This window comes from Streptomyces sp. NPDC090077 (assembly GCF_044747545.1).
Taxonomy (GTDB): domain Bacteria; phylum Actinomycetota; class Actinomycetes; order Streptomycetales; family Streptomycetaceae; genus Streptomyces.
Map to the genome: position 1 here is coordinate 40,925 of NZ_JBIVEG010000008.1, position 25,252 is coordinate 66,176.

The 25,252-nt window shown below is 74.6% G+C and carries 24 protein-coding genes; 20 read left to right on the forward strand and 4 right to left on the reverse strand.

Annotated features, from left to right (window positions below):
- Nucleotides 1–48: 48 nt before the first annotated feature.
- The 9 genes from ACIPW5_RS15800 (at nucleotide 49) to ACIPW5_RS15840 (ending at nucleotide 8,791) form a co-directional block, all read left to right on the forward strand.
- Complete coding sequence (locus tag ACIPW5_RS15800; protein ID WP_401245346.1) at nucleotides 49–879, forward strand: DUF2182 domain-containing protein; 831 nt, start codon at nucleotides 49–51, stop codon at nucleotides 877–879.
- 159 nt (nucleotides 880–1,038) lie between these two features.
- Nucleotides 1,039–1,701 carry a DUF1326 domain-containing protein gene (locus tag ACIPW5_RS15805; protein ID WP_401244957.1) on the forward strand — a complete coding sequence of 221 codons (663 nt, stop codon included), beginning with the start codon at nucleotides 1,039–1,041 and terminating at the stop codon, nucleotides 1,699–1,701.
- A gap of 285 nt (nucleotides 1,702–1,986) precedes the next feature.
- A complete protein-coding gene (locus ACIPW5_RS15810; protein WP_401244959.1) occupies nucleotides 1,987–2,832 on the forward strand; it encodes a class II aldolase/adducin family protein in 846 nt (281 codons plus the stop codon).
- Between the two features lie 49 nt (nucleotides 2,833–2,881).
- Nucleotides 2,882–3,883 (forward strand): ABC transporter permease, encoded by a 1,002-nt coding sequence (locus tag ACIPW5_RS15815; RefSeq protein WP_401244961.1) that lies wholly within the window; start codon nucleotides 2,882–2,884, stop codon nucleotides 3,881–3,883.
- Nucleotides 3,884–3,927: 44 nt separating this feature from the next.
- Entirely contained in the window at nucleotides 3,928–5,472 is a 1,545-nt protein-coding gene (locus tag ACIPW5_RS15820) for an FAD/NAD(P)-binding protein (protein ID WP_401244963.1), read from the forward strand.
- A complete protein-coding gene (locus tag ACIPW5_RS15825; protein ID WP_401244965.1) occupies nucleotides 5,469–5,906 on the forward strand; it encodes a tyrosinase family oxidase copper chaperone in 438 nt (145 codons plus the stop codon). The genes ACIPW5_RS15820 and ACIPW5_RS15825 overlap by 4 nt, the downstream gene beginning before the upstream one ends.
- A gap of 28 nt (nucleotides 5,907–5,934) precedes the next feature.
- On the forward strand, nucleotides 5,935–6,801 hold the full coding sequence (locus ACIPW5_RS15830) for a tyrosinase family protein (RefSeq protein ID WP_401244966.1): 867 nt from the start codon (nucleotides 5,935–5,937) through the stop codon (nucleotides 6,799–6,801).
- 65 nt (nucleotides 6,802–6,866) lie between these two features.
- On the forward strand, nucleotides 6,867–7,322 hold the full coding sequence (locus ACIPW5_RS15835) for a MoaF-related domain-containing protein (RefSeq protein ID WP_401244968.1): 456 nt from the start codon (nucleotides 6,867–6,869) through the stop codon (nucleotides 7,320–7,322).
- 71 nt (nucleotides 7,323–7,393) lie between these two features.
- Nucleotides 7,394–8,791 (forward strand): amino acid permease, encoded by a 1,398-nt coding sequence (locus ACIPW5_RS15840; RefSeq protein WP_401244970.1) that lies wholly within the window; start codon nucleotides 7,394–7,396, stop codon nucleotides 8,789–8,791.
- A gap of 59 nt (nucleotides 8,792–8,850) precedes the next feature.
- On the opposite strand, the gene ACIPW5_RS15845 is transcribed toward ACIPW5_RS15840, so the two are convergent.
- Nucleotides 8,851–9,717, reverse strand: a complete 867-nt coding sequence (locus ACIPW5_RS15845; protein WP_401244971.1) for a LuxR C-terminal-related transcriptional regulator — start codon at nucleotides 9,715–9,717, stop codon at nucleotides 8,851–8,853.
- A 260-nt stretch (nucleotides 9,718–9,977) separates the two neighbouring features.
- Between ACIPW5_RS15845 and ACIPW5_RS15850 the strand changes: the two genes are divergently transcribed.
- Genes ACIPW5_RS15850 through ACIPW5_RS15865 form a run of 4 tightly spaced genes read left to right on the forward strand, consistent with a single transcriptional unit; the run spans nucleotide 9,978 to nucleotide 14,997 of the window.
- The gene (locus tag ACIPW5_RS15850; RefSeq protein ID WP_401244973.1) at nucleotides 9,978–10,358 is read left to right on the forward strand and encodes an SgcJ/EcaC family oxidoreductase; all 381 of its coding nucleotides are present in this window, start codon (nucleotides 9,978–9,980) and stop codon (nucleotides 10,356–10,358) included.
- A 36-nt stretch (nucleotides 10,359–10,394) separates the two neighbouring features.
- Nucleotides 10,395–11,345: an oxygenase MpaB family protein gene (locus ACIPW5_RS15855; RefSeq protein WP_401244975.1), complete on the forward strand. Its 951-nt coding sequence runs from the start codon at nucleotides 10,395–10,397 to the stop codon at nucleotides 11,343–11,345.
- On the forward strand, nucleotides 11,327–13,408 hold the full coding sequence (locus ACIPW5_RS15860) for a tetratricopeptide repeat protein (RefSeq protein ID WP_401244977.1): 2,082 nt from the start codon (nucleotides 11,327–11,329) through the stop codon (nucleotides 13,406–13,408). Before ACIPW5_RS15855 ends, ACIPW5_RS15860 begins: the two co-directional genes overlap by 19 nt.
- Nucleotides 13,405–14,997: a phytoene desaturase family protein gene (locus tag ACIPW5_RS15865; protein ID WP_401244979.1), complete on the forward strand. Its 1,593-nt coding sequence runs from the start codon at nucleotides 13,405–13,407 to the stop codon at nucleotides 14,995–14,997. The genes ACIPW5_RS15860 and ACIPW5_RS15865 overlap by 4 nt, the downstream gene beginning before the upstream one ends.
- 13 nt (nucleotides 14,998–15,010) lie before the next feature.
- Here ACIPW5_RS15865 and ACIPW5_RS15870 read toward each other — a convergent pair whose 3' ends face one another.
- Both ACIPW5_RS15870 and ACIPW5_RS15875 read right to left on the reverse strand, forming a co-directional pair.
- Nucleotides 15,011–15,457, reverse strand: a complete 447-nt coding sequence (locus ACIPW5_RS15870) for a nitroreductase family deazaflavin-dependent oxidoreductase (RefSeq protein WP_401244981.1) — start codon at nucleotides 15,455–15,457, stop codon at nucleotides 15,011–15,013.
- 47 nt (nucleotides 15,458–15,504) lie between these two features.
- Entirely contained in the window at nucleotides 15,505–16,689 is a 1,185-nt protein-coding gene (locus ACIPW5_RS15875; RefSeq protein ID WP_401244983.1) for an FAD-dependent oxidoreductase, read from the reverse strand.
- Nucleotides 16,690–16,770: 81 nt separating this feature from the next.
- On the opposite strand from ACIPW5_RS15875, the gene ACIPW5_RS15880 reads away from it, so the two are divergent.
- The 4 genes from ACIPW5_RS15880 to ACIPW5_RS15895 all read left to right on the forward strand — a co-directional run bounded on the left by ACIPW5_RS15880 (nucleotide 16,771) and on the right by ACIPW5_RS15895 (nucleotide 18,964).
- Nucleotides 16,771–17,415, forward strand: a complete 645-nt coding sequence (locus ACIPW5_RS15880) for a TetR/AcrR family transcriptional regulator (RefSeq protein WP_401244984.1) — start codon at nucleotides 16,771–16,773, stop codon at nucleotides 17,413–17,415.
- A gap of 9 nt (nucleotides 17,416–17,424) precedes the next feature.
- Entirely contained in the window at nucleotides 17,425–17,808 is a 384-nt protein-coding gene (locus ACIPW5_RS15885; RefSeq protein WP_401244986.1) for a VOC family protein, read from the forward strand.
- The gene (locus ACIPW5_RS15890; protein WP_401244987.1) at nucleotides 17,805–18,437 is read left to right on the forward strand and encodes a DinB family protein; all 633 of its coding nucleotides are present in this window, start codon (nucleotides 17,805–17,807) and stop codon (nucleotides 18,435–18,437) included. Before ACIPW5_RS15885 ends, ACIPW5_RS15890 begins: the two co-directional genes overlap by 4 nt.
- A gap of 164 nt (nucleotides 18,438–18,601) precedes the next feature.
- Entirely contained in the window at nucleotides 18,602–18,964 is a 363-nt protein-coding gene (locus tag ACIPW5_RS15895; RefSeq protein WP_401244989.1) for a DUF4180 domain-containing protein, read from the forward strand.
- Nucleotides 18,965–19,019: 55 nt separating this feature from the next.
- Here the strand turns inward: ACIPW5_RS15895 and ACIPW5_RS15900 are convergent, their stop codons facing one another.
- Nucleotides 19,020–20,990 (reverse strand): serine hydrolase, encoded by a 1,971-nt coding sequence (locus ACIPW5_RS15900; protein WP_401244990.1) that lies wholly within the window; start codon nucleotides 20,988–20,990, stop codon nucleotides 19,020–19,022.
- A gap of 274 nt (nucleotides 20,991–21,264) precedes the next feature.
- Between ACIPW5_RS15900 and ACIPW5_RS15905 the strand changes: the two genes are divergently transcribed.
- The 3 genes from ACIPW5_RS15905 to ACIPW5_RS15915 all read left to right on the forward strand — a co-directional run bounded on the left by ACIPW5_RS15905 (nucleotide 21,265) and on the right by ACIPW5_RS15915 (nucleotide 25,216).
- Entirely contained in the window at nucleotides 21,265–22,371 is a 1,107-nt protein-coding gene (locus ACIPW5_RS15905; RefSeq protein WP_401244992.1) for a nitronate monooxygenase, read from the forward strand.
- A gap of 22 nt (nucleotides 22,372–22,393) precedes the next feature.
- Complete coding sequence (locus tag ACIPW5_RS15910) at nucleotides 22,394–23,953, forward strand: acyl-CoA synthetase (protein ID WP_401244994.1); 1,560 nt, start codon at nucleotides 22,394–22,396, stop codon at nucleotides 23,951–23,953.
- A gap of 147 nt (nucleotides 23,954–24,100) precedes the next feature.
- Nucleotides 24,101–25,216 (forward strand): calcium:proton antiporter, encoded by a 1,116-nt coding sequence (locus ACIPW5_RS15915; protein ID WP_401244996.1) that lies wholly within the window; start codon nucleotides 24,101–24,103, stop codon nucleotides 25,214–25,216.
- Nucleotides 25,217–25,252 lie beyond the last annotated feature (36 nt).

Genomic DNA, 25,252 nt, shown 5'->3' on the forward strand with positions numbered 1-25,252 from the left:
AAGGGTCCTCGGGCCACCGCGTCCCCCGGGAGGCGTACCGTGCCGCACCTGCGCCCGGGCCCGCGCGCACCGGACCCGCCGCCGGTCCTGCTGTCCCGGCGCGAGCTGGCGGTGGGCTGGACGCTGATGCTCCTGATCGCCGTACTCGCCTGGGCCGTCACCGTCACGCAGTCCCGGCGGATGGGGACCGGGCCCGGCACCATGGGCCTGGCGCCGCCGCTCTTCCTGGCGCTGTGGGTGGTCATGATGGCGGCGATGATGCTCCCCTCGGTGGCGCCCGTGGCCATCACCTGGGTCCGCGGCATCGGCCGCCGCTCGGCCGGCCCCGCCCGGGTGCTGCGCACCGCCGGGTTCGTGAGCGGCTACCTGCTGGCCTGGACCGCCTTCGGACTGCTGGTCTACGCGGTGCTGACGGTGACCGCGAGCCTGGTGGGGGAGAGCCCCGGCGCCGCGCGCTGGATCGGTGCCGGGGCCTTCCTCCTCGCGGGGATCCAGCAGTTCGGGCCGCTGAAGCGGATCTGCCTGCGGCACTGCCGCAACCCGATGTTCCAGCTCGCCCGGTACGCCCGCTACCGGCGGTGGGCGAAGGACCTGCGGGTCGGCGCCCACCACGGCCTGTACTGCGTCGGCTGCTGCTGGGGCCTGATGGCCGTGCTGGTCCCGCTCGGGGTGATGAACGTGGCCGCGATGGCGGCCGTGTCCGTGGTGATCTTCCTGGAGAAGCTCTGGAGCCGGGGCCCCTGGCTGGCCCGGGCCGTCGGCATCGCCTTCCTCGTCCTCGCGGTCCTGGCCCCCTTCCAGGACTGGCTGCTCCCGGGCCTGGGCAGCACACCGATGGGGGACATGGACCCGATGGGTGACACCGCCCCGGCGGGGTGACGGCTCCGGCGGGGACACCGCACCGCTTCCGCCGGAGCGGCGGCGGGAGGAGAATCGAGGTGACGACCCGAGCCGCCGAACGCCGCGGCGAGTCCCGCCGGGGCAGTGCCGGCCATGTGCGACCCGCCGCGCGGCGCGGGGTCACGTGGAGGCGACGAGATGTCCGAGACCACAGCGACCGTCCCGGCCTGGCACGCGGCCGGGGACTGGTTCGACACGTGCAGGTGCGACGTCCCCTGCCCCTGTTCCTTCGCCCAGCGGCCCACCTACGGCGCCTGCGACGGGGTCCTCGCCTGGCACGTACGGGAGGGCAACTACGGCGAGGTGGTGCTGGACGGCCTGAACGTCCTGATGCTCGGCTCCTTCGTCGGGAACGTGTGGGCGGAGCACAGCGACACCTACGCGGCGGTCTTCCTCGACGAACGCGCCGACGACGCGCAGCGCCAGGCCCTCATGATGATCTTCGGGGGCCAGGCGGGCAGCTGGCCGGCCGAGATGGTGGCCATGATGGGCGCGGAGATGCGGGGTATGGACTTCGCGCCCGTCCGCATCGAGGTCGACGAGGACCTCGGCGGCTGGCGGGCCACCGTCCCCGGCCGGGTCGAGGCCGGCGCGGTGGCGCTCACCGGTCCCACCACCCCGGCGGGCGCGCGCGTCCAGTCGACGAACCTGCCCGGCTGCGAGACCGGACCGGGGCAGGTCGCCACGTGGGGCCGCTCGACCGTGGACCGCGCCGACGCCTTCGGCTTCCACTGGAGCCGGGAGGGGCAGTCCAGCAAGCACATCACCTTCGACTGGACCGGCCCCGACGGCCGGTCCTGACCCCCGGCCGGGCCGGTCTGTGGCGCTATGCCCGTAATCGGGCGCGCTGCGCAAAGGTGAAACGCACGCTTATGAAGCCGCGAGGAGCCGTCGGAGGCCGAAAAGCCACCCCTCCGTGGGACAGGATTCAGGTGCAGGAGCTGACGCCCTCCTCGCCGCAACACCCCGACTGACCAGGGGTTTCGGCATCATTCCCCCGACCCGCAGCGGGCTTCGCGCTGCCCTGGCGCGGGTGGGGGAGTGGGGGACGGGCGGGCCCGAATCCGACCTCCCAGGAGACCCGACGTGTCCACCACCGCACCCGAAACCACCGCACCCGAAACCCTCGCCCCCGACTCCACCGCCCCCGAAGCCTTCCTCGCCGACACCCACACCGGCCTGCCGATCCCGGCCGACCCCGTGTTCGCCTCCGCCGACGCCGAACGGCGCCACCGCAAGCAGCGCCTGGCCGCCGCGATGCGCCTGTTCGGCAAGGCGGGCTACGCCGAGGGGATCTCCGGCCACATCTCGGTCCGCGACCCCGAGGACCTGGACACCTTCTGGGTCAACCCGTTCGGCGTCTCCTTCAACCGCGTCCGCGTGGCCGACCTGATCCGCGTCGACGCCACCGGCCGCGTCGTCGACGGCACCGGCAAGGTCAACCCGAGCGCCTTCACCATCCACTCCAAGATCCACGAGCGCCCCGAGGCCAACGCCATCGCCCACGGCCACACCGTCCACGCCCGCGCCCTCGGCGCCCTGGAACGGCTGCTGGAGCCCTACGACCAGGAGTCCGCCGCCTTCTACCAGGACCAGGTCCTCTACGGGGACTACGACGGCCCGGCCATCAAGATCGAGCACGGCCAGGACATCGCCGACCGCCTCGGCGCCAAGCGTGCCATGCTGCTGCGCCACCACGGCCTGATCACCGTGGGCGGCTCCCTGGAAGAGGCCGTCCACTGGTTCTTCACCTACGAGAGCTGCGCCCAGGTCCAGTTGCTCGCCCTCTCCGCCGGACGCCCCGTCCCGATGTCCCACGAGCAGGCCCTGCTGGCCCGCGACGGCTTCGGCGACGAACAGCTCGGCCGCTACAGCTTCCAGATCATGTGGGACGAGATCACGGCCGAACAGCCGGACCTGCTCGACGAGTAGCCGCCCGCGCCCCCACGCCCCCGGCCGCACCGGATCCCAGGAAGCAATCATGAGTTCAACTGCCTCACCGCGCGCGGAAGCGCGCACCATCCTCGTCATCGTCGCGCTCGTGCAGTTCGTGATCGGCGGCTGGTTCTCCTGGACGGCGTCCCACGCCGCGCCCCGGGACCTGCCCGTGCTCGTCGTCGCCGCACCCGGCGCCCCGCAGAGCGCCGGACAGCTCGCCGACCGGCTGCGCGAGGCCCACCCCGGCGCCTACGCGGTCGAGACCGCCGCCGGAGTCGAGGAGGCCGACGCGGCCCTGCGCGACCGCAAGGCGTACGGGGCCCTCCTGCCCACCGCCGGCGGGCTCGAACTGCGCCTGGCCTCCGCCGCCTCGCCCACCGTCGCCCAGACGCTGACCGGGCAGGCGCAGGCGCTCGCCGGCGGCCCGGTGCTCGTCACCGACGTGGTGCCCGCCGACGCCGACGACCCGCACGGCGCCGGCCTGTCCACGGGCTTCCTGCCCCTGCTGATCACCGCCGTGATCGCCGCCCTGCTCTTCGTCCTCAAGGTGCGCGCCACCGGAGCCAAGTTCCTCGGCGTCATCGGCTTCGCCGTCGCCTCCGGACTCCTCAGCTCCCTGATGCTGACGCACTTCAGCGGGGTGGCCCCCGGCAACTACTTCGTCAACGCCGGGATCGTGGCCCTGCTGGAGCTGGCCATGGTCTCCGTGATCACCGGGCTCGGCTCGCTGATCGGCCCGCCCGGCATAGCCGTCGGCGCCGTCCTGATGTTCGTCGTCGGCAACCCGCTCTCCGGACTGGCCTCTGCCCCCGAGATGCTGCCCCAGCCGCTGGGCGCCATCGGCCAGTTCCTCCCGGCCGGCGCGGGCGCGACCCTGCTGCGCACCTCGGGCCCCTTCGACGGCGCCGGCGCGGCCGGCCCGGTCCTGGTGCTCGCCGTCTGGGCGCTCATCGGCCTCGGCCTGCTCTACGCGAGCTCCCGCCGCCGCCCCGCCGCCGCTCCCACGGCCCCCGTCGCCGAGCCGCAGCCCGCCGCCGCGCACTGACGGGGCCGGCCCCTCCCGCCGACTCCTCTCACGAAAGGCCGACCATGACCACCGACACGAACCACCGCCCGCCGACCCGCATCGGCCTGGTCGGCGGAGGGGCCGCGGCCGTCTGCCTGCTGGACCGGCTCTCCCGCACCCCGGGCCGCGGCCGGGGCTCGGTCACCGTCTTCGAGCCCTCCGGCAACCTCTGGCGCGGCCGCGCCTACCAGCACGACACCGACGCCGTCCTCGCCAACATCATCCCGGCGGAGATGAGCGCCCGCACCGGCGCCCCCGACGACTTCCTCGACTGGCTGCGCGCCGCCGGACTCCCCTACGGAGAGGGCGACTACGCCGCCGACGGGTACTTCCCGCCCCGCCACGTGTTCGGCAGCTACCTGGAGCGCACCGCCGAGAACGCCGTCGGCGAACTCTCCCTCGGCGGCTGGCCCGTCGACCTCGTCCGCGACACCGTCGTCGCCGCCCGAGAGGCGGACGGGGAGGTGGTGCTGACCACCCGCGACGGCCGCACCCGCACCTTCGACTACGTGATCTGCGCGGTCGGCGCCGGCCGGCCCGCCGACCACTACGAACTCGCCGGGAACGAAGGCTACTTCGGCGACCCCTACCCGCTGCGCGACACGGTGGCCGCGATCCCCGCCGACGCGGACGTCACCGTCCTCGGCACCGGCCTCGCGGCGGTGGACACCGTGGTCTCCCTCGCCGCCCGCGGCCACCGCGGCCGGATCACCATGGCCTCCCGCAACGGCGCCCTCCCGGCCGTCCGGCAGCGGCCGGTCTTCCCCGAGATCCGGCACTTCACCCCCGCCGCCCTGCACGCCCGTGCCGCCGCCGCCCACGACGGCCGGCTCGCCCTGGACGACGTACTGGAGCTGCTGGAACGGGAGCTGGCCGCACACGGTGCCGACCCCTCGGCGGTGGTCGCCGAACTGACCTCCCTGGGCGGGGAATCCCCCCTGGAGCGGCTGCGCCGCCAGTACGACCGCATCGACGAGGCCGACACCGGCATGCGGGTCATGCAGCACGCCGTACCCGAGAGCGGACCCGATGCGTGGACCCTGCTGCGCGCCGCCGACCAGGACTTCATCCGCGACCACCACTACCGGGCCGTGATGAGCCTGTGCTGCCCGATGCCCCCGGCCAACGCCCGCCGGCTGCTCGAGCTGCACGATGCGGGACGGCTGCGCGTCCTGCGCGGCCTGTGGAACGTCAAGCCCCTGGCCGGCGCCGGGTTCCACGTCGCGGCCGACGGCGGCGAGTACGAGAGCGACGTCGTCGTCAACGCCGTCAGTGCACCCTCCCACCGGGTCCCCGCCCAGGCCCGCCCGTTCGTCGACTCCCTCGTCGAGGACGGCATCGGCGAGTACCACCCCTACGGCGGCCTGCACATCGAACCGTCCACCAGCCGGGCCGTCGGCGGCGGCCGGGCCCACCGCCGGATGCACGCCATCGGCGACATGGGCGCCGGGACGCTCTTCTTCACCTCCGGCATGCCCTCCGTCCTCGAACGGGCCGACGACATAGTCCGGGCGGTCGTCCAGGACGTCACCGCCCCGGCCGCCGCACCCCAGGAGCAGCACGCGTGAACACGATCACCCGCAGGGACATGATGCGGGCCGCCCTGACCACGGCCGTCGTCGTCGGCACCAGCGCCGCCGTCGCCCCGATCGTGCTGGCCGACCCCGCCCGCCCCGAGGCCTCCGCCGGAGCCGGCACCGCCGCCGGGCCGGGCCCGCTCCCCGGCTCCTTCGACGAGGTCTACCGGGGCCGCCGCATCCAGGGGGGCCCGGTGGCCGTGCGCTACGCCTCCGCCCGGGGCGCCGCCGCCCCGGCCTCCGGGCCCGGCATCGAGATCAGCATCGACGGCCGCCCGCTGCACGTCATGCGCCGCGCCGACGGCAGCTACCTGAGCCTGGTCAACCACTACCAGTCCTTCCCCACCCCGCTGGAGGTGGCGCGGGCGGCGGTGGACGAGATCGGCACCGCGCAGCTCTCGACGGCCCGGCTCCACCACCACTGACGTCCGACGACCCGAGGAACCAGCACACGTGTACACGCGCAAGAACCAGAAGGACCTGGACGCCGGCGAGCGCGCGAGGTTCGTCGCCGCCCTCCTGGAGGTCAAACGGCGGGGCGTCTACGACGAGTTCGTCCGGCTGCACGGCCAGTACTTCGTCTCCGACGGCGAGGGCGGGCAGCGGGTGGGGCACATGTCCCCCTCCTTCTTCCCCTGGCACCGCCAGTACCTGCTGGAGTTCGAACGCGCCCTCCAGCAGGTCGACCCGCGGGTGACCCTGCCCTACTGGGACTGGACCGCCGACCAGTCGCCCACCGCCGGCCCGTGGACCGACGACTTCCTCGGCGGCAACGGCCGCCCCGGCGACCGCCGCGTGATGACCGGCCCGTTCGCCTTCGACCGGGGCGACTGGCCGGTGAACGTGGGCGTCACCGAAGAGAAGTACCTCATGCGCGACTTCGGCCGCCCCGCCGACCCGGTCGCCCTGCCCACGCCCGCCGAACTGGCACGGGCGGTCGACGACCCGGTGTACGACGCCGCCCCCTGGGACTCCACCTCCACCACCGCGGGCTTCCGCAACAAGATGGAGGGCTGGACCGTCGGGGAGAAGGAGGGCTGGCACAACCACAACCGGGTCCACCTGTGGGTGGGCGGCCAGATGACCGGCGGGACCTCTCCCAACGACCCGGTCTTCTGGCTCCACCACACCTTCATCGACCTCGTCTGGGCCCGCTGGCAGCGCGCGCACCCCGGCTCGGTCTACGAGCCGCGCCGGCCCCTGCCCGCCTCCGACCCCCAGCACGGCCGGGTCATCAGCCTCGACGAGCCGATGTCCCCGTGGCAGGTGCGGCCCTCGGAGCTGCTCGACCACACCCGCTTCTACCAGTACGCGCAGTGACGCGCCCCGCGCGCCCGCTGCCCGTACCCCGTCACCGGCACCACCACCACAGAGAAGGAACAGCCATGCGCCTGCGCACCACCGTCCCGGCCCTCGCCGCCGCGGCCCTGATCGCCCTCGCCGCCGCCCCCTCCGCCCAGGCGGCGGGCCCGGCCCCGGCTCCCGTCCCGGCCGCCGCCTCCGCGGCCGCTGCCGTCCCGGCCTTCGCCGGCCACACGTACGTCCTCACGCTCGACAACGGCGCCGTCCTGCGCAACTCCTACTCCGCGGACGGCACCACCCTCGACTGGACCGCCCTGGAAGGCCCGATGGCCGGCCGCAGCGGCCAGGAGAAGCTCTCCGTCCGCGCGGTGGGCGAGGGCCTGTACTTCGTCAACTGGGTCGAGGCCTCCGGCATGACCGTCAGCCACGTGATGGACCTCGGCCACGGCACCGTCAGCGTCTACTGGACGTACGGCACCCCCGACGGCGGCCGCGCCGGCGAACTGCACACCGCGACGCTCCAGCGCGTCTCTTCTTGACCTGCACGGTGACGCGGGGCCGGCGCCACGGACGCCGGCCCCGCGCACCTCTGTCCACGGGGGAACCGCACATGCCCGCTCCACTCACCCAGACACCCCGAACGCCCGCGGCGCCCGCCCCGGCCGACGGGGAACTCGCGGGCGCCCTGCGCCCCCGCCACCTGACCATGCTGGCCCTCGGAGGCGTCATCGGAGCCGGACTGTTCGTCGGCTCCGGGACCGGCCTGCGGATCGCGGGCCCCGCCATCATCCTGTCGTACGCCCTCGCCGCCGCCCTGGCCCTGCTGGTCATGCGGATGCTCGGCGAGATGGCCGCGGCCATGCCGGCCAGCGGCTCGTTCTCCGTCTACGCCGACCGGGCCCTCGGCCGGTGGGCCGGCTTCACCGCGGGCTGGCTGTACTGGGCGGTGACCGTCATCGCGATCGCCATCGAGCTGATCGCGGCCGCGACGATCCTGCACCAGTGGATGCCGGCCGTGCCGCAGTGGGCGATCGCCCTCGTGGCACTGGCCGTCTTCACCCAGTCCAACATGCTCTCGGTCTCCTCCTTCGGGGAGGCCGAGTTCTGGTTCGCGGGCATCAAGGTCGCCGCCATCATCGCCTTCCTCGCCCTCGGGGTCGCCGCCGTGTGCGGGGCGGTGCCCGGGGTCGACCCGCCCGGGATGGACAACCTCACGGGGCGCGGCGGCTTCCTCCCGCAGGGCTGGGACAGCGTCGTGGCCGGTCTGCTGACGGTGGTGTTCGCCTTCGGCGGCATGGAGGTCGTCACCATGGCCGCCGCCGAGTCCGGCGACCCCGCCCGCTCCGTCACCAAGGCGGTGAGCAGCGCGATCTGGCGGATCAGCCTCTTCTACCTCGGCTCCATGGCGGTGATCGTCACCCTGCTGCCCTGGGACGCGGCCACCCCCGGACGCAGCCCCTACGTGGCCGTCCTCGACCGGCTCGGGATCCCGGGCGCCGGGCGGCTGATCGAGGTCGTCGTGCTCATCGCCCTGCTGTCCGCGATGAACGCCAACCTGTACGGGGCCTCGCGCATGGCCCACTCGCTGGCCGCCCGGGGCGAGGCCCCGAAGGTGCTGCTGCGCACCTCCGCCCGGGGCGCGCCGCGCGCCGCCGTCGCCGCGTCGGCGGCCTTCGGCTTCGTCGCGATCGCCCTCGACCACCGCTGGCCGGAGCGGATCCTGCCGTTCCTGGCCAAGGCCATGGGCGGTTCCATGCTGTACATGTGGCTGGCGGTCGCGGCCGCCCACCTGGTGCTGCGGCGCCGGCTGGAGCGGGACTCCCCGCACCTGCTGGTGGTGCGGATGCGCGGCTTCCCGTACCTGTCGTGGCTGGCGGCGGCCGGCATCGTGGCCGTGCTGGTGCTGATGGCCTTCGACCCGCAGGCGCGGGCCCAGCTGGGCTGGTCCACCCTGCTGGTCGTGGTGCTGCTGGCGGCGGCCGGGGTACGGGCCCTGCGCGCCCGCTGAACGGCGAGCCCGGCCGGGGAGGTTCCCGGCCGGGCCTTCGGGTGCGCGGAGGGGCGGGGTCAGGCCGACAGCGGGCCGCAGTCCGTCTCGGCGGGCTCGTCCACGGGCAGCAGCCCGCCGGTGGCGATGAGGTAGCCGAGCTGGGCCCGGCTGCGGCTCTGCAGGGCGGCGGCGATCCGGCTCACGTGGGCGGCGACGGTCCGCCGGCTGGTGCCCAGCCGGCGGGCGATGGCCTCGTCCGTGTGGCCGGCCACGAGCAGCCGCATCACGGCCCGCTGGATCTCGTCGGCGATGTCGGGTTCGACGGTGCGCGAGGCGCCGGGGTCGATGACCGATCCCCGTTCCCAGGCCTCCTCGAAGACCTGCACGAGGAAGGAGACGATGGAGGGCTGCCTGATCTCCAGTACGGAGGTCCGGGCCTCGCCGGGGCCCGGTACGTAGGCCACGGCCCGGTCGATGACGATGAGGCGGTCGAAGACGTGGTCGAGGGTGCGGACCTCGCAGCCGGCCTCGGTGAGCCGTTCGATGTGGCGCAGCGTGGCCGCGTGGGTCCGGGCCGCGTGCGGGTAGAGGGTGCGGTGCCGGGCGGGGCCGCGGACGTGGTCGAGCTCGTCCAGGTCGTAGGAGACGCGCGAGCCGCCGGGCTGCACCGTCATCAGTTCCGCCCGGCATTCGCGGACCGCGTGCGCCAGGGTGGAGTGGACGACCTTCTCGCCGTCGATCGCGGTGGCCCAGCCGGTGTGTTCGCGCTTGGCGGCGGTGTAGATGGCGGCCACCGGCACGAAGCTGCCGGCGATGGCGTGCGCGTCCAGCCGCTGCCGCTCCAGCGACTGCTCGATGGGACGGACCAGTTCGGCCTTGGCCACTTCCGGTGCCACGGGCACGAGGACGGTCGGGTCGTCCGGCGGGGCGACGAGCAGCCCCATCCGCAGGAGACAGGCGGGTGCGCCCTCCCTGGGCGTACACCCCTTCACCACGGCCTGGCGGTAGACCGTCAGGCCCTTACCGCATGCGCCGCCCCCCTTGTCTGCAGAGTCGTCACGTTCACAACATTCCCCCGGGTACTGCCTTGCATGATCCTGCATGACCCAATTATGCACTTGGAAAAGTAGCCGGTTTCGGTACTTAGGCTGCCAACATGGTGTCTTAACAAGGTATTGACCATGGAACCGGAGGTAACGGGCGCATGTCGAACGGATACGGAGTACTGGCCGACGTCCTGGAGCAATGGCGCGAGGCCTTCGACCGGCGCCGCGTGGACGACCTCGTCGGCCTCTTCGCCGAGGACGCCCTCTTCCAGGGGCTGTCCCCCCGGCTGCTGAACGGCCGCGCCGAGATACGCACCTACTACGAGAACGTCCCGCCCGGCACCACCGCCGCCGTGGAGGTCCTGCACTCCCGCCCCCTCGCTGCCGAGGCCCTCGCCGGGTTCGCCACCGTCACCTTCCGCACGCCCACCCCCGAGGACCCCGCCGGGACCCCGCTCCCCGTCCGCCTCTCCCTCATCGCCCAGCACACCGGCGCCGGCTGGCTGATCCGCCAGTACCACGTCTCGCGGCTTGGCTGACCCCCGCCGGGGTAGGTACCCCGGCGGGAGGTCCCGATGAGCTACGAGGACGCCGACCCCGGGCTCTACGGCCCCGGGTCGGTCACCTGGCACTGCCACGGCGACCCGGTGATGTGGATCGCCGGGGTCCGCGCGCTCTACCTCCAGGCCCTGCACCCGCGCGCCGTCCGGGCCGTCCGGGAGAACTCCACCGCCTTCGAGGGCGAGCAGGGCGGCGGCGACGCCTGGGGCCGCCTGCTGCGCACCGCCGACTTCGTCGGCACCCTCACCTACGGCACGGCCGGGGCCGCCGAACGGGCCGGGGCCCGGGTCCGCGCCATCCACCGGAAGCTGTCCGCCACCGACCCGGACACCGGGGAGACCTACCCCGTCGACGACCCCGAGCTCCTGCTGTGGGTGCACTGCGCCCAGATCGACAGTTTCCTGCACGTACTGCGCCGATCGGGTGTTCCCCTGACCGCCGCACAGGCCGACCGCTACGTGGCCGAGAACCGGACGGGCGCCCGCCTGGTCGGACTCGACCCGGCCGCCGTACCCGGCACCACCGCGGCCCTCGCCGCCTACTTCGACGCGGTCCGGCCCCTGCTCACCGCCGGGGCCGACGCCCGCGCCGTCGACGACTTCCTGCGCGCCCCGCCCCTGCCCCGCTACCTCGCCCCTGGCCGAAACCTGCTGTGGAGACCCCTCGTTGGGCTTGCCTACGGATCGCTGCCGGGCTGGGCGCACCAGCTGTACGGACGCCCGGCACCGCCCCCGCGCACGGTCACCCGCCGCCTGCGTCTCACGGGTCGCGTGCTGCGCACCATTCCCGCAGGTCTACGCTGGCAGCTGCCTCCAGGTCACATCTTGAAAGCGATGCGCCGACTGGGCCCCGGCAGCCGCCCTTCCGCGTACACACTGCGAAAATCAGCGGCCATACTGGACCGGCCGGGGAGGGCGCGGCACGACGACGGGGGCGGCTTTAAGACATGGCGGAGTCCAGACTGATCCAGGGCCGGTACCGGTCACTCGATCTGATCGGGCGCGGCGGCATGGGCGAGGTGTGGCGCGCCCGCGACGAGTCGCTGGGCCGGCAGGTCGCGGTGAAGTGCCTCAAGCCGGTCGGCGTCGAACAGGACGCCCACTTCACCCAGGTGCTGCGCGAGCGCTTCCGTCGCGAGGCGCGGGTCGCCGCCTCGCTCCAGCACCGGGGCGTCACCGTCGTGCACGACTTCGGCGACGACAGCGCCGCCGGCGGCCCCCTCTACCTGGTCATGGAGCTCCTGGAGGGCCGCAACCTCAGCCAGCTCATGGAGGAGAACGAGGCGCGCCCGCTCCCGGTCGACGTGGTCCTCGACATCGCGGAGCAGATCGCCGCCGCCCTCGGCTACACCCACGACCAGGGCGTGGTCCACCGGGACCTCAAGCCCGCCAACATCATGCGGCTCACCGACGGAACGGTGAAGATCTGCGACTTCGGCATCGCCCGCCTCGCCCACGACATCGGCTTCACCGCCAAGCTGACCGGCGGCGGCATGGCCATGGGCACCCCGCACTACATGTCGCCCGAGCAGATCGCGGGCGGCGAGGTCGACCACCGCAGCGACCTCTACTCCCTCGGCTGCGTCCTCTACGAGATCGCGACCGGGGCCCCGCCCTTCGACGGCGACTCCTGGTCCGTGCTGGTCGGCCACCGCGACACCGCGCCCCTGCCGCCGCGCGACCACCGGCCCGAGCTGCCGGGCTACTTCGAGCGGCTCGTGCTGGACCTGCTGGCCAAGCGCCCCGAGGACCGGCCCGGCGACGCCCGCCACCTGCACCGGCGCCTGGTCGAGGCCCGGTTCGGCCCCGGCGGGCGGCCCGCCGCGCAGCCCCCGCTGCCGGCCTGGGCCGAGGGGATGACCGCCGGGCGCAAGGCCGGTGTGGACGCCCGCCCCGCCAGCGGGGAATGGGCCCTGCTCACCGGCTCCTGGACGGCGGCCCGCCCGGCCGCAGGCTCCGGTTCCTTCCCCGCCACCGGCGGACACCACATCACCCGGCCCGCCCCCGCCGAGGACCCCCGGCTCACCGCCGCCTACGGGCTGGCCCTGGGCACCCCGGCCGCCGGCGAGCCCGACGAGCTCGCCGCCGGGCACACCCGCGCGTTCGCCCTCAGCCGGGCCGGCCGGCCCGAGGAGGCCCTCGCCGTGTACGTCGCCGTCGCCCAGGGCCGGGCCCGGGTGCTCGGCGCCGACCACGCCGAGACCCTCGCCGCCCGCCAGGAGGAGGCGTACGAACTGGGACGGCTGGGCCGGCACGGAGAGGCGTACGAGATGTACCGCGCCGTCCTCGCCGCCCGCGTCCGCACCACCGGCGCGCTGCACCCCGACACCCTGCGCTGCCGCCACAGCCTGGCCTGCGCGCTCAGCGCCCTCGGCCGGCACGCCGAGGCGCACTCCACCGCCGCCGCGGTGGCCGCGGACCGCGCCGCCGTGCTCGGCGCCGAGCACGCCGACACCCTGCAGAGCCGGTACGAGGCCGCGTACTCCCTGGGCCGGCTCGGCCGCTGGCCGGAGGCGCTGGCCGGCTTCCGCCAGGTCGCCGCCGCCCGGGACCGCGTACTCGGCCGCGACCACCCCGACGCCCTCGCCGCCCGCTACGAGACCGGCATCGCCCTGGGCCGCACCGGCCGCGCCGCCGAAGCCCTCGACCTGTTCCGGTCCCTGGTCCGCGACCGCACCCGGGCCTACGGCGCCTGCGACCCGGAGACCCTGCGCGCCCGGCACGTCCTCGGCGTCAACCTGGGCCGCCTCGAACGCTGGGAGGAGGCCGTCGCCGAGGCCCGCGAGGTCGGCCGGCTCCGCGCCAAGGCCCTCGGCGCCGAACACCCCGACACCCTGGTCAGCCGCCGGGAACTCGCCGTCGGCCTCGGCCGGCTCGGCCGCTGGGACGAGGCGCTGCCCATATACCGGGACCTGTCCGGCATCCGCGAACGCTCCCTCGGCGACGAGCACCCCGACACGGTGCTCGCCCACGCCGACGAGGCGCACTGTCTGGAGCGGCTCGGCCAGGTGTGCTACCAAGAGCCATGACCGCCAACTCAGGCTCCCGGGGCTTCGCGCAGGACGTGTACGACGCGGTGATCGTGGGAGGCGGCCACAACGGCCTCGTCGCCGCCGCCTACCTGGCCCGGGCCGGCCGCTCGGTACTGGTCCTCGAACGGCTCGGCCACACCGGTGGCGCCGCCGTCTCCACCCGGCCCTTCGCCGGGGTCGACGCCCGGCTCTCGCGCTACTCCTACCTCGTCTCGCTGCTCCCCGCGAAGATCGTCCGCGATCTGGGGCTGCGGTTCGAGGTGCGGCGGCGCACCGTCTCCTCGTACACCCCCTACGACCGCGGCGGCCGCCCCGGCGGACTCCTCGTCGGCGGCGGCGAGGACCGCACCCGGGAGTCCTTCGCGGAACTGACCGGATCCGACCGGGAGTACGAGGCCTGGCGGGAGTTCTACGGCACCACCGGCCGACTGGCCCGCAAGGTCTTCCCCACCCTCACCGAACCGCTGCCCACCCGTGCCGCACTGCGGGCCCGGATCGACGACGAGGCGGCCTGGCGGATGCTGTTCGAGGAGCCCCTCGGCCGGGCGGTGGAGCGGCACTTCGCCGACGACCTGGTCCGGGGCGTGGTCCTCACCGACGGGCTCATCGGCACCTTCGCCGACGCGGACGACCCCTCGCTCGTACAGAACCGCTGCTTCCTCTACCACGTGATCGGCGGCGGCACCGGGGACTGGGACGTGCCCGTCGGCGGCATGGGGGCCCTCACCGACGCCCTCGCCGGGGCCGCCCGGGCGGCCGGCGCGGAGATCGCCACCGGCCACGAGGCGCTGCGCATCCACACCGACGGCACCGCCCCCGCCGAGGTCGCCTTCCGCACCGCGACGGGCGAGGGCGCCGTCGTCGGGCGGAACGTCCTCGTCAACGCCTCTCCGCAGGCCCTGGCCGAACTCCTCGGCGAGGCCCCCGGCGACGGCGGCCCGGCCCCCGAGGGGGCCCAGTTCAAGGTCAACATGCTGCTGAGCCGGCTGCCCCGGCTGCGCGACGCCTCCGTCGACCCCCGCGAGGCCTTCGGCGGCACCTTCCACATCGCCGAGGGCTACGAGCAGCTCCGCCGCGCCCACGGCGAGGCGGCCGCCGGGGAACTGCCCTCCGTCCCGCCCTCGGAGATCTACTGCCACTCGCTGGCCGACCCCTCGATCCTGGGGCCCGAGCTCGCCGGGCAGGGCTACCAGACGCTCACCCTCTTCGGGCTGCACACCCCGGCCCGGCTGTTCGAGAAGGACAACCGGCAGGCCCGCGAGGTGCTGCTGACCGCCACCCTGGCCCAGCTGGACGCCCACCTGGCCGAGCCGCTCACCGACTGCCTGGCCTTCGACGGGGACGGCCGCCCCTGCATCGAGGCCAAGACCCCGCCGGACCTGGAGCGCGAACTGCGGCTGCCCGGCGGGCACATCTTCCACCGGGACCTGTCCTGGCCGTACGCGGACGGGCCGGAGGCGGGGCGCTGGGGCGTGGAGACCGCCCACCGCAACGTCCTGCTGTGCGGTGCGGGGGCGGTCCGCGGCGGCGGGGTCAGCGGGATCCCGGGGCACAACGCGGCGATGGCGGTCCTGGAGCGGGGCTGAACCGCCGCCCCCGTCAGACGGGCTCGATGACCACGACCGGGATCTCGCGGTCCGTCTTCGCCTGGTACTCGTCGTACGCCGGCCAGTGCCCCACCATCACCGGCCAGTACGCCTTCCGCTCCTCGGCGGTCGCGGTGCGGGCGGTGCCCTGGAGGACCTGCGGGCCGACCTGGATGCGGACGTCGGGGCGGGCGCTCAGGTTCCGGTACCAGAGCGGGTGCTCCGCGTCCCCGCCCTTGGAGGCGACGACCAGGTAGCGGCCCTCCGCCTCGCCGTAGATCAGGGGGGTGCGGACCGGCTTGCCGGAGACCCGGCCCACCGTGGTCAGCAGCAGCGTCTGCGTGCCCCGCCAGAACTGGCCCTCGGTGCCGCCGGACTCCACGTACTGCCTGACGTGGTCCAGCTGCCAGCTCCCCGGCTTGGGGTCGGCGGGGTGCTCCCAGTCGATGTCGGTCGTCATCTCGGCCTGCCTTCGTGCGTAGCGGTCAACAACGTCGATGACCGGCCTCAACGCCCCGGGCCGCGGACCGCATTCCCTGCCGGTTCGGCCGGAAGGGTGAATCCGTCGAAGAGGTCGTCCAGCGCGCGCCGCGTGGCGCTCGCGGGGGTGGCCCGGAAGGCGAGGTCGCGGGCGGCCACGGCCAGCGGGTGGGTCAGGGCGGCGAGGCGGCCCATCCGCCGGGCCCGGACCCGGATGGCGTCGGTGCGGGCGAGCCGGGCCCGGGTGTAGGCGGCGAGGGCGGCCGGCACGTCCGGGCCGCGGAGCAGGTGGGCCAGGACGACGGCGTCCTCGACGGCCTGGCAGCCGCCCTGGCCGAGGTTGGGCGTCATGGCGTGCGCGGCGTCCCCGATCCACGCGGTGCGCCCGTCGTGCAGCCGGGGGAGCGGGCCGGCCAGGTCGTACAGGTCGTGCTGGAGCACCTGCTCCGGGTCGATCCGGTCCAGCAGGGCGGGGACCGGGTCGTGCCAGGTGCCGAACCGGCGCAGCAGCTCGGCGCGGACGTCCGCGGGCCGGTACCCCTCGGGGACGACGGCGGTGGCGTACAGGTAGACCCGCCCGTCGGCGAGCGGGACCGTGCCGAAGCGCTCGCCCCGGCCCCAGGTCTCGGCCGCCTCGGCCGCCGGACCGGACGGCAGCACGGTCCGCCAGGCGGTCTCCCCGCTGTAGTGCAGGCCCGGGTGGTCCGGGAAGCGGCGGCGGCGCAGCGGGCTGTGGATGCCGTCGGCGGCGACCACGGCGTCGGCGGCGAGGTCCCCGGCGGCGGTACGGACCACCGTGCGGCCGCCGTCCTCGTCGACGGCGGTGACCTCGGCCCCGTACACCAGGGCGCCCCCGGGCAGGGCCGCCGCCAGTGCGGCGGTGAGGTCCGCGCGGTGCACGGCGAGCGGGGGCCGCCCGTGGCGGGCGGCGAGCGCGGCGGTGTCGGCGCGGGCCAGCCGGGTGCCGCCGGGGCGGCGGATGCCCATCGAGGCCGGTACGGCGCGGCCGGCCGCGCGGGTGGCGTCGAAGCCGATGGCGTCGTAGGCCCGCAGGGCGTTGGGGGCCAGCACGATGCCCGCGCCGACGGCGGTGGGAGCGTCCGCCCGCTCGCACACCGTGACCCGCCACCCCTGGCGGTGCAGGGCCAGGGCGGCGGTCAGACCGCCGATCCCGGCACCGGCGACGACGGCGTGGCGCTGGGTTTCGGGCATGGCACGGCCTCCTGGCGTCCGCGGAGACCCTCTACAGATGTAGAGGGCCTGCTCTGCACTCTACAGCTGTAGAGTGGGGGCATGTCCACCCCGGAAACCCCGCCCCCCGCCGCGGACCGCCGCACGCTGATCGCGGACACCGCCATCGCCCTCGTCGCCGCGAGCGGACTGCGGGGCCTCACCCACCGGGCCGTCGACGGCGCCGCCGCGCTCCCGGCGGGCAGTACCTCGTACTACTTCCGCACGCGGACCGCGCTCATCGGCGCCTGCTACCGGCGCCTCGCCGAACTGGACCTCGGCGACCTCCCCGCTCCCGGCGGACCCGACGGCGCGGCCGCCGGGCCCGACGGCGGCCCGACGGCGGCCCCGGCGGACCGGGAGGCCGCCGCGCGGATGCTCGGGGTGCTGCTGCACGAGTGGCTGACGCGCGGGCGCGAACGGCAGCTGGCCCGCTTCGAACTCAGCCTGGAGGCCGCCCGGAACCCGGAACTGGAACCGGCGCTCCGGGAAGCCGGCCTGGCCGCCCGCGCCCGCGCCGCCGCGGTCCTCGCCGCCCTCGGCGCGCCCCGGCCTGCGGAGTCCGCCGAACTCCTGGCCGCCTGGACGGACGGCCTGCTCTACGACCGCCTGGCGGGCGCCCTCGCCCACTCCCGGCCCGCCCCCGACCGGGCCGAACTGACCGCGGCCGCCCGCCGGATGCTCGACGCCGCGCTCGCTCCCGCCTAGGATCCCGGCATGATCGCCGAACTGCAGTGCGTGGTGCTCGACTGTCCGCAGCCACTCGAACTCGCCGAGTTCTACGGGCAGTTGCTAGGAGGCGAGGTCAACCGCCCGGACCGGCGCTGGACTCTGGACGCGCACTGGGCCACCCTGCACACCCCCTCCGGGGCCGTCCTCTGCTTCCAGCAGGTCACCGACCACCGCCCGCCGAAGTGGCCCGACCCGGCCCACCCCCAGCAGGCCCACCTGGACCTCGCCGTGGCCGACCTCGACCGCGCCCAGGAGCAGGTCCTCGCCCTCGGCGCCGCCCTGCTCGACGACTCCCGCGACGCCGAGGGCTGGCGCGTCTACGCCGACCCGGCGGGCCACCCCTTCTGCCTGATCCGGGACGGGCAGTGAGCCACCCGCCCCGTCTCGCCCCGCTGCTCCGGCAGTTCGAGTTCGCGGCCACCCGGCTGTCCACCCGGCTGGACGGCCCCGTGACGGACAGCGGGGACGGCACGGACACCCGCGTACCGCCCCTGACCGACGAGGAGTACCTCTGGGAGCCGGTGGCGGACTGCTGGTCCGTCCGGCGCCGCACGCAGGGCCCGGGCCCGCGCGCGACCCTGCTGGCCGGCGCCCGCACCGGCGAGTGGGGCCGCGACGCCGCCTCCTACCCGCACCCCTGGCCGCCGCCCTTCACCACCCTGGCCTGGCGGCTGAGCCACCTCACGGAGATGCTGACGCTGCGCGCCGACCACACGGCCGGCAGCCGCAGCCTCACCCGCGACGACCACCCCGTCACCGGCGACGCCGCCGGTGCCGTGGCCGCCTTCGCCAAGGCCGCCGACGCCTGGCGCGGGGCCCTGCTCGCCGTCGACGAGGCCGCACTCGACACCGTCGGCTACTGCACCTACCCGCACGGCAGCGACGCGGAGGAGCCGTTCGTGGACATCGCCTGGTGGGTCAACCAGGAGGTCCTCCACCACGGCGCCGAGATCGCCCTCCTCCGCGACCTCTACCGGGACCGCCGCTCGATGCCCTAGGGACCGGGACGGGGCGTCCCACCCCGGAGGGCCCGGCCACCCGGACGACCGGCGGCGGCGGAGCCGTCGTCGGCGCCACCTCGGGCCCCGGCGCCCGGCGCCCCGGCCCGCCCTGCCGGAAAACGCCTCGACCGCACCGCCACCGGGATCTAGCCTCGGCCCGTATGAGCATCCTGCAGACCATCCACGACGTGCCCGTTCTGATGTGCGACCCCGACGGCGAGTGCATCGGGGGCGAAGGGGACGTCATGGACCTGGTGGGCAACGCCGCCTGGCAGGGCGCCCGGTGGGTGGTCGTGCCGGCCGGGCGGTTCGGCGAGGACTTCTTCCGGCTGCGCACCCGGATCGCCGGGGACATCGTCCAGAAGTTCGTCAACTACCGCGTGGGCCTCGTCGTCCTCGGCGACATCTCCCGCCACACCGACGGCAGCGAGGCCCTGCGGGACTTCGTCCGCGAGTGCAACCGCGGCCGCCAGACCTGGTTCCTGGCCGACCTGGAGGAGCTGCGCGCACGGCTGGCGGGCTGACGGACCGGTGGACCGGTGGAGTGGCGGACTGGCGGACCCCTGATCCGGGGGCCCGTCAGTCCGCCGAGCGGGTCCAGCCCGCGGCCTCGATGCGGGACGCGTCCGCCGGCCGGTCCTCCGAGAAGAGCAGCCGGGCCGGCTCGGCGACGCGCAGCACGTCCACGTACACCCCGCGCCCCACGTACCGCCCGGTCGACGCGTGGCGGAAGCGGAGCCGGACCTCGCGGCCGGCCGACCAGGCGGGCAGCGGGGCTTCGAGACGGTGCCAGATGCGGCCCGACCAGCCCCCGGCCGAGCCCGCCGGCCACTCCTCGGGGGCACCGCCGGTACTGCGCACCGTGCTGAAGGGGACCGGCTCCCAGGTGCTCCCGTCCGCGGAGGCCTCCAGGTGGAAGGCGCCCGCGCCGGGCACCGTGTCCCACCACACCGCGCAGCGCAGCCGGGCGCGCGCCGTCGCCGGGGTCAGCGGGGGCAGGGTGAGGGTGCCCGAGCCGCCGGTCTCCATGCCGGAGAACCAGGCCGCCCCGCCGTGCTTCGTACGGACCGGCACGGCCCGGGCGAAGCGGTTGCCGGTGGCGACCCGGGGCGCGCTGCCGGCCCGCCAGGTCCGCACCGGGTGGACGGAGTTGCCGAGCAGGACCAGGAAGGAGTCGGTGGAGGGGTCCAGCACCAGGGAGGTGCCGGTGAAGCCGGTGTGCCCGGCGGAGTGCGGGGTGGCCAGGGCGCCCATGTACCAGTGCTGGTAGAGCTCGAAGCCGAGGCCGTGGTCGTCGCCGGGGAAGGCGGTGTTGTAGTCGGTGAAGAGCAGTTCGACGGAGGCGGGGCGCAGGATGCGCCTGCCTGCGTAGACCCCGCCGTCGAGCAGGGCGCGGGAGAGGACCGCGAGGTCCCAGGCGGTGCCGAACACCCCCGCGTGGCCCGCCACCCCGCCGAGGGCGTACGCGTTCTCGTCGTGGACCGCGCCCCACACCAGCCCCCGGTCCAGGCCCGACCAGGGCGGTCGCTGCACCTCGGTGGCGGCGGTGATCCGGCGCCAGGAGAGCGGCGGGTTGTACCGGGTGCGGTGCATCCCGAGCGGAGCGGTGATCTCGTCGCGGAGCAGGACATCCAAAGTGCGGCCGGTGATCCGTTCCAGGAGCAGCTGGAGCGCGATCAGGTTCAGGTCCGAGTACCGGTAGACCGTCCCCGGGGTGTCCTGTGGCCGCACCGACCACAGCAGCCTCAACTGCCCCTCCCGGGTGGACTCCTGGTAGAACGGCGCCCACGAGCGCAGCCCCGAGGTGTGCGTGAGCAGCTGGCGGACCGTGACGTCCTCCTTGCCGCCCCCGGTGAACTCCGGGAGGTACCGGTCCACCGGCGCCTCCAGCTCCAGCCGGCCCCGCTCCATCTGCTGCACCGCCAGGATGGAGGTGAACAGCTTGCTGAGGGAGGCCAGGTCGAAGACGGTGTCCTCGGCCGCCGCGATCCGCTCGGCCGCCGGGAACTCCGCCGGCCGGTCGGTGCGGCCGTCGTAGTCCGCGTACCGCACCGCGTACCCCATCGCCCGGTGCAGGGCGACCGTCCGGCCGCGCCCCGCCAGCACCACGGCCCCGGCGTAGTACGGGTGCTCGGGGGAGGGGCCGAGGAAGCGCCGGGCCTCCTCCGCGACCCCCTCCAGGTGCCGCTCCAGCAGCCCGGCCTGCCGTGCCGACCCGTACCGCAGCCGCAGCCCCTGGAGGGCCCGCCGCTCGGCCGCGCCGACGGACGGCCCCGGCAGCGCCGCGTGCAGCACGAGCACCCCGCCCAACGCCAGCAACCGCGCCCCGAGCCGCCTCCGACTCAACCCCCCGCCGGCCGCCCCTGCCCCGCCTCCGGCCTCCGCCCCGTCTCGGGCCTCCGCCCCGACTCCTGCCCCGTCTCCGGCTTCTGCCCCGGCCCTGCCCCGTGCCCCGGCCCGGGCTACCGCCCCGCCCCCTGTCGCGCCCGGGGCCCGGCCGTCACCCCCGGGTCCGTCCGCGCCCGTCTCCGCCCCCGTCGCCTCCACCATGACCGGCCCTCCTGTCCGACCCGAACTGCCCGTCGTCCGCCGTCGCCTGCCGCCGGGACCGCGGTGCCGCGCCCGGACCGGTCCGGGCGTCGGGCCGCGGACGTTCCCGCCCGGGGGAGCCCCGCACCCCGCCCGGCCCGCCGCAGGCGCTCCGCACGCTACTGGGTATCTGCCCGCCCGCCCGGGACCCTCCGCACCGGCCCGCCCGGAAGAATCTGACACCGCATCAGAAAACCTCTTCCCTCGGCCGCCGCCCTGCGGCATCCTCACCGCCATGGAGACGGAGCTGAGCAAGAAACTGGGAGTCGAGCACGCCATCTTCGGCTTCACGCCCTTCCCGGCGGTGGCCGCGGCCATCACCCGCGCGGGCGGGTTCGGCGTCCTCGGCGCCGTCCGCTACACCGCTCCCGACGACCTCCGGCGCGACCTCGACTGGATGCAGGAGCACACCGGCGGCAAGCCGTACGGGCTCGACGTCGTCATGCCCGCCAAGAAGGCCGTCGACGGCGTCAGCGAGGCCGACATCGAGGCGATGATCCCCGCCGGACACCGCGCCTTCGTCCGCGACACCCTCGCCAAGCACCACGTACCCGAACTCGCCGAGGGCGAGGCCTCCGGCTGGCGGATCACCGGCTGGATGGAGCGGGTGGCCCGGGACCAGCTCGACGTCGCCTTCGACTACCCCGTCAAACTCCTGGCGAACGCCCTCGGTTCCCCGCCCGCCGACGTCATCGCCCGCGCCCACGACAACGGCGTCCTCGTCGCAGCCCTCGCCGGCAGCGCCAAGCACGCCCGGCGGCACGCCGAGGCCGGCATCGACATCGTCGTCGCCCAGGGCTACGAGGCGGGCGGCCACACCGGCGACATCGCCACGATGGTGCTGGTCCCCGAGATTGCCGAGGCCGTCGCCCCGCTCCCCGTCCTCGCCGCCGGCGGCATCGGCAGCGGAGAGCAGATCGCCGCCGGACTCGCCCTCGGCGCCCAGGGCGTCTGGCTCGGCTCGCTCTGGCTCACCACCACCGAGGCCGACCTGCACTCCCGCGCCCTCACCGAGAAGCTCCTCGCCGCCGGCTCCGGGGACACCGTCCGCTCCCGCGCCCTCACCGGCAAACCCGCCCGCCAGCTGCGCACCGAGTGGACCGACGCCTGGGACGACCCGGAGGGGCCCGGCGCCCTCCCCATGCCGCTCCAGGGCCTGCTCGTCGCCGAGGCCGTCTCCCGGATCCAGAAGTACGAGGTCCAGCCGCTGCTCGGCACCCCCGTGGGCCAGATCGTCGGCCGGATGAACAGCGAGCGCAGCGTCCGGGCCGTCTTCGACGAGCTCACCGGCGGCTTCGAACGCGCCATCGACCGCATCAACCGCATCGCCGGCCGGTCCTGAGGCCCGAGGAGTGAGAAGCAGCATGACCGACACCCAAGCGCTGCCCAACGGATTCTGGGCACAGGCCGCCGCAGACCCCGCCCGCACCGTCCTCGTCACCCCCGCGGGCGAGGAATGGTCCGCAGGCCGGCTGCACGCCGAAGCCAACCGCCTCGTGCACGGCCTGCGGGCCGCCGGGCTGGAGGAGGGGGACGCCTTCGCCGTCGTCCTGCCCAACGGCGTCGAGTTCTTCACCGCCTACCTCGCTGCCTCCCAGGCGGGCTTCTACCTGGTCCCCGTCAACCACCACCTCGTCGGCCCCGAGATCGCCTGGATCGTCTCCGACTCCGGCGCCAAGGTCCTCATCGCCCACGAGCGCTTCGCCGAAGCGGCGACCGCCGCCGCCGAGGAGGCCGGACTCGACCCCGGCCGGCGCTACGCCGTCGGCGCGGTCCCCGGCTTCCGGCCGTACGCCGCACTCCTCGACGGGCAGAGCGGCGAACCGCCCGCCGACCGCACCCTCGGCTGGGTCATGAACTACACCTCCGGCACCACCGGCCGACCCCGCGGCATCCGCCGCCCGCTGCCCGGCAAGCTCCCGGAGGAGACGTACCTCGGCGGGTTCCTCGGCATCTTCGGCATCCGCCCCGCCGACGGCAACGTCCACCTGGTCTGCTCGCCGCTCTACCACACGGCCGTGCTCCAGTTCGCGGGCGCCTCCCTGCACATCGGGCACCCGCTGGTGCTGATGGACAAGTGGGGTCCGGAGGAGATGCTGCGCCTGATCGACCGCCACGCCTGCACCCACACGCACATGGTCCCCACCCAGTTCCACCGCCTCCTCGCCCTCCCGCAGGAGACGAAGGACGCCTACGACGTCTCCTCGATGCAGCACGCGATCCACGGCGCCGCCCCCTGCCCCGACCACGTCAAACGGGCGATGATCGACTGGTGGGGCCGGTGCGTGGAGGAGTACTACGCGGCCAGCGAGGGCGGCGGGGCCTTCGCCACCGCCGAGGACTGGCTGAAGAAGCCGGGCACGGTCGGCAAGGCCTGGCCGATCAGCGAGCTCGCCGTCCACGACGACGACGGCAACCGGCTCCCCGCCGGGGAGCTCGGCACCGTCTACATCAAGATGAACACCGGCGGCTTCAGCTACCACAAGGACGAGGGCAAGACTCGCAAGAACCGCATCGGGGACTTCTTCACCGTCGGCGACCTCGGACTGCTCGACGAGGAGGGCTACCTCTTCCTCCGCGACCGCAAGATCGACATGATCATCTCGGGCGGGGTGAACATCTACCCGGCCGAGATCGAGTCCGCCCTGCTCACCCACCCGGCCGTCGCCGACGCCGCCGCCTTCGGCATCCCCCACGAATCCTGGGGCGAGGAGGTCAAGGCCGTCATCGAACCCGCCGACGGCTTCGAGGCGGGCGAGGCGCTGGCCGCCGAGATCCTGCACCACTGCGAACGCCGGCTGGCCGGCTACAAGCGGCCGAAGTCGGTCGACTTCGTCGAGACGATGCCCCGCGACCCCAACGGCAAGCTCTACAAGCGCCGACTGCGCGACCCCTACTGGGAGGGCCGCGAGCGCGCCGTGTGACGGCACGGGCCCGGTCCCGGCCGCCCTCGGCCGGGACCGGGCCCCGATGTCCGCAAGACCCGCATATTTCGTGAGAAGTACCACTCCAGGGCTCCGGATGCGCGCCCCACGGCGCACCCGGCCGCCAGTTCTGGCAACTTGGCTGGCATGAGTACGGCAACGCGCAGATCCCCCCTGACCGACTGGACCCTCCTGGTCCCCGTGGTGGCGCTGGTCGCGCTCGTCCTCAGCTGGGGACGCGACCTGCCCGGATTCGCCGTGGCCCTGGTCGCCCTCTGCCTCGCGGGGGCGGTCCTCGCCGCCGTGCACCACGCCGAGGTCGTCGCCCACCGGGTCGGCGAACCCTTCGGCTCGCTGGTCCTCGCCGTCGCCGTCACCGTCATCGAAGTGGCCCTGATCGTCACCCTGATGGCCGATGGCGGCGACAAGACCGCCTCGCTCGCCCGGGACACCGTCTTCGCCGCCGTCATGATCACCTGCAACGGCATCGTCGGCCTGTCCCTGCTCGTGGGCGCCCTGCGCAACCGGGTCGCCGTCTTCAACGCCGAAGGCTCCGGAGCAGCCCTGGCCACCGTGGCGACCCTCGCCGTGCTGAGCCTGGTGCTGCCGACCTTCACCACCAGCAAGCCCGGCCCCGAGTTCTCCTCCGCCCAGCTGACCTTCGCCGCCGTCACCTCCCTGGCCCTCTACGGGCTGTTCGTCGCCGTCCAGACGGTCCGCCACCGGGACTACTTCCTGCCCGTGGACACCGGGACCACCGGCCCCGGATCCGGCAACGGCGACGACGACCACGCCGAACCGCCCACCGCCCGTGCCGCCCTCGTCAGCCTCGGCCTGCTCCTGGTCGCCCTCGTCGCGGTCGTCGGCAACGCCAAGGCCGTCTCCCCGACCATCGAGAAGGGCGTCTCCGACGCCGGACTGCCGCACGCCGTCGTCGGCGTGATCATCGCCCTGCTCGTCCTGGCCCCCGAGACCCTGGCCGCCGTCCGGGCTGCCCGCCGCAACCGCGTCCAGACCAGCCTCAACCTCGCCTACGGCTCCGCCATCGCCAGCATCGGCCTGACCATCCCGGCCATCGCCCTCGCCTCGATCTGGCTGACCGGGCCGCTGCTGCTGGGCCTGGCACCGCTCCACATGGTGCTGCTCGCCCTGACCGTGGTGGTCGGCGCCCTGACGATCGTCCCGGGCCGCGCCACCCTCCTCCAGGGCGGCGTCCACCTGGTCCTGCTGGCCGCCTACCTCTTCCTCGCCGTCAGCCCGTAGGGCCGGAGCGCCCGGTGCGGCGATATTGACCTGCGG